The 3,595-nt window shown below is 48.9% G+C and carries 3 protein-coding genes; all 3 read left to right on the top strand.

Features of this window, described 5'->3' with window-relative positions:
- Positions 1-355: T9SS type A sorting domain-containing protein (locus ACFS7Z_RS27030; protein WP_377492529.1), on the top strand; the 355-nt coding region annotated here is incomplete at its 5' end.
- An 82-nt stretch (positions 356-437) separates the two neighbouring features.
- Positions 438-779 carry a hypothetical protein gene (locus tag ACFS7Z_RS27025; RefSeq protein WP_377492526.1) on the top strand — a complete coding sequence of 114 codons (342 nt, stop codon included), beginning with the start codon at positions 438-440 and terminating at the stop codon, positions 777-779.
- Positions 780-1,007: 228 nt separating this feature from the next.
- Positions 1,008-3,595, top strand: a 2,588-nt coding sequence (locus tag ACFS7Z_RS27020; protein ID WP_377492522.1) for a N,N-dimethylformamidase beta subunit family domain-containing protein, incomplete at its 3' end; no start/stop codon positions are given.

Raw genomic sequence — 3,595 nt, 5'->3', positions numbered from 1 at the left:
AAGCAACTACTGGGTGGATGTGGTGTTCAATACCAGCACGACTGTTTCTTCTTCTTCTTCTGTTAGCTCATTACAGACAACAGAACTGCAAGAAAAAGAAGATATGATTGTTTATCCGAATCCATTTACTGAAAAAGCAACCGTTAGTTTTATCCTATCAGATGGTGGTAATTACATGCTGAGCCTTTATGATGCAAAGGGTGCACAGGTGGCTGTACTGGAGCAAGGAGTTTTACAATCTGGTGTGAGGCGTTCTGTGGAGGTAGACGGCACTAAATTAGCGAAGGGGCTATACCTGGTACGGCTCCAAACTTCCTCAGAAGCAAGAACTGTCAGGCTGATATTAGATAGGTAGCAAGCCTGACAGTGGCAAGCCTCCTGTTGTCAAAATCCTTTATCTATTTGATATTCATTATCCATTTTAATGCAATAAGATCATGAGACTACTTTTTTTTATAGCATTTATCGTCCTGCCATACTTTTCTTTTTCTCAAGGATTCACAGTCAAAGTTGCAGGATTAGAATTTCCAATTGATAAAGTGCCGGAGCATGTTACTTTCCCGGCACGTGTGGCAAAGTTTTCCATAAAAAAAGACAACCCCGACCAGGTTCCAGCTACCTATATAGTTCAGATCGGGGAGGAAGAACGTAGTTTCCGAACCGATGGCGCATTCCAGGAGGTGGAGTTTTCTCACGATATAAGAGGCTTAGTCATCTATGTACTAAATGAAAAGCGCGTTACACAGGGTAAAACTTTAATAATAAGAAAACCAAAATAGCAGGCTAGAAAAAATAGAAGCTTAAGAGTTACCCGACAGAAGTAAATGATAAGGTAATCAAACCTAAAGTTTTGTCTATTGAATAAAAACCAGCTTTAATTCAAAATTTTTAACGGGAGACAAATGAATAATTCTTTCAACCTTAATGGTAACTTTTTGCCTAGCGGACAATATGTGCAGAAGGCGTATGTTGAGTTTTCCCCCAGGATAATCATAAGAAATTTTTTTATGTTGCGTCTGCCGCTAAAAATCCTGGTTTCAATTTTAACTATATACTTCATTGGTATACCTGGACTTTCAGCACAAAATGCTATCGTAACTGAGAATGCAAAGGCTGGTAATCCTGCTTCTGAGTGGCAGATTAGCGGAGCGGGAGATTTATCAATTCAGGGATTTGCAACAGATATAAGCTATAACAAAGGTCAGACCGCTCGTTTCAAAATTAAAACAAGCGCGAGAGGCTATACAATCAGAGTTTACCGTCTCGGCTATTACCAGGGCAATGGAGCACGGTTTCAAGGAACAGCATCAGTTACGGCTGCTTTGCCGCAAAGCCAGCCAACCTGCCTGACTAATTCAACCACAGGCTTACTGGACTGTGGCAACTGGGGAGAGTCTGCAAGTTGGGCTATACCAGGTGATGCTGTGTCTGGTATCTATATTGCGAAACTGACTCGGACTGATACTGGAGGCTCCAGTCATATTGTGTTCATTGTGCGTGATGATGCGGGTACCTCAGATCTGCTTTTTCAAACTTCTGATGCCACCTGGCAGGCATATAATATTTACGGTGATAACAGTAACGGGAAAAGTCTCTACACTGGTTCCGGGGGCAAGGCTGTGAAAGTAAGCTATAACAGGCCCTTTTTAACCCGTAATGGAGGAGGAGGTGGTGGACCGGAAGAGGATTGGCTGTTTAACGCAGAATACCCTATGATTCGGTGGATAGAGGCGAATGGCTATAATGTGAGTTACACTACAAACGTAGACAGCGACCGCCGTGGAAATCTCATCCCGAACCACAAGGTGTTTCTGTCTGTCGGGCACGATGAGTATTGGTCAGGAAGACACCGGGCCAACGTAACAGCTGCCCGCAATGCAGGAACCCACCTTGCATTTTTCAGCGGAAATGAGGTATACTGGAAAACCCGCTGGGAAAATAGTATAGATGGCAGCGGAACTACTTATCGGACACTGGTTTGTTACAAAGAGGGGGCAACTGGAGAGAACACTTGTAACGGCAAATGTGACCCCAGCCCTGAATGGACAGGCTTGTGGCGTAGTGGCTGCGAATACAAAACGGGTGATCCGCTAGCAGATGGTTGTAATCCTGAAAATGCTTTAACCGGTCAAATAAGCTGGGAGTTATCAGATGCATCTTTGCAGGTTCCCAGTACATATAAGAACCTGCGCTTCTGGCGCAATACCAGCATTGCATCCTTAAGTGACGGACAAACGGCTTCCATTACCTATGGCACAATAGGTTACGAATGGAACTCCTATCAGCAAGCTTACAGCGCTTACTATCCGTCTGGCAGAATCAATTTATCTCGAACTGTCATTGACGGGGCCGTACATAACCTTTCTCTTTACCGACATAGTAGTGGAGCATTGGTATTTGGTGCTGGCACGGTCCAATACTCCTGGGGTTTAGACAGCAACCACGACCGGGGAAATGCGGCGCCAAGTCTGGCTTTACAACAGGCTACGCTGAACCTTTTTGCTGATATGGGTGTGCAACCCGGAACCAGGCAGTCTGGACTGGTGGCTGCAACAGCCTCTACTGATACTCAAGCCCCTTCTACTACAATTTCCTCACCAACTGAAGGAGCTACTTTGTCAGTTGGTAATGCAGTCACAATCAGTGGAACTGCATCTGACGCCAATGTTGTAGCCGGTGTGGAAGTGTCCACGGACGGAGGAAGTACCTGGCAGTTGGCAAACGGCACCACCAACTGGACTATTGCCTGGACTCCTACAACTTCAGGTTCAGCTACTATCAGAAGCAGGGCTTTTGATGATTCAGGAAACATGAGTTCAGCTACTATCAGGAATGTAACTATAGGAGGTACCGCTACTGTAACCTGCCCCTGCACGGTTTTTCAGGCCTCCAGCGCCCCCTCCGGCACGCTCCAGAACGACGGGCAGGCGCTGCAGCTGGGGATGAAGTTCCGCTCCTCGGAGGCGGGCTCGGTGACAGGCGTGCGCTTCTACAAGCAGAGCGGCAACACAGGCACCCACATCGGGCAACTTTACAGCAGCACGGGCACCCTGCTGGCGCAGGCCACCTTCACCAACGAGACGGCCTCCGGCTGGCAGCAGGTGCTCTTTTCTTCTCCTGTCGCCATCTCGGCCAACACCACCTACGTCGTCTCCTACCACAGCAGCGCCGGCTATTACTCAACCACCTACAACGGCCTGGGGACCGCCATCACCAACGGGCCGCTGAAGGGCCTGGCCAACGGGGAGGACGGCAGCAACGGGGTCTACCGCTACACCGGCACCCCTGCCTTCCCGACCAATGCTTACCAGGCAAGCAACTACTGGGTGGACGTGGTGTTCAACACCAGCACTACTTCAAACCAATCTCCGTCGGTGGCCATTACCTCCCCGGCCAACAACGCCACCTACACGGCGCCGGCCACCATCAGCATCGCCGCCACTGCCTCTGATACGGACGGCACGGTATCAAAAGTGGAGTTCTACAACGGCACCACCAAGCTGGGGGAGGACCTGACGAGCCCCTACAGCTACAGCTGGAGCGGCGTGGCGGCAGGCACCTACTCGCTGACGGCCAGGGCCACTGACAACGGCAA

Origin of the sequence: Pontibacter toksunensis (assembly GCF_042686245.1) — a bacterium.
GTDB lineage: Bacteria > Bacteroidota > Bacteroidia > Cytophagales > Hymenobacteraceae > Pontibacter > Pontibacter toksunensis.
Note: the sequence above shows the minus strand (reverse complement) of the source record. Positions and strands in the feature narration are given on the sequence as shown.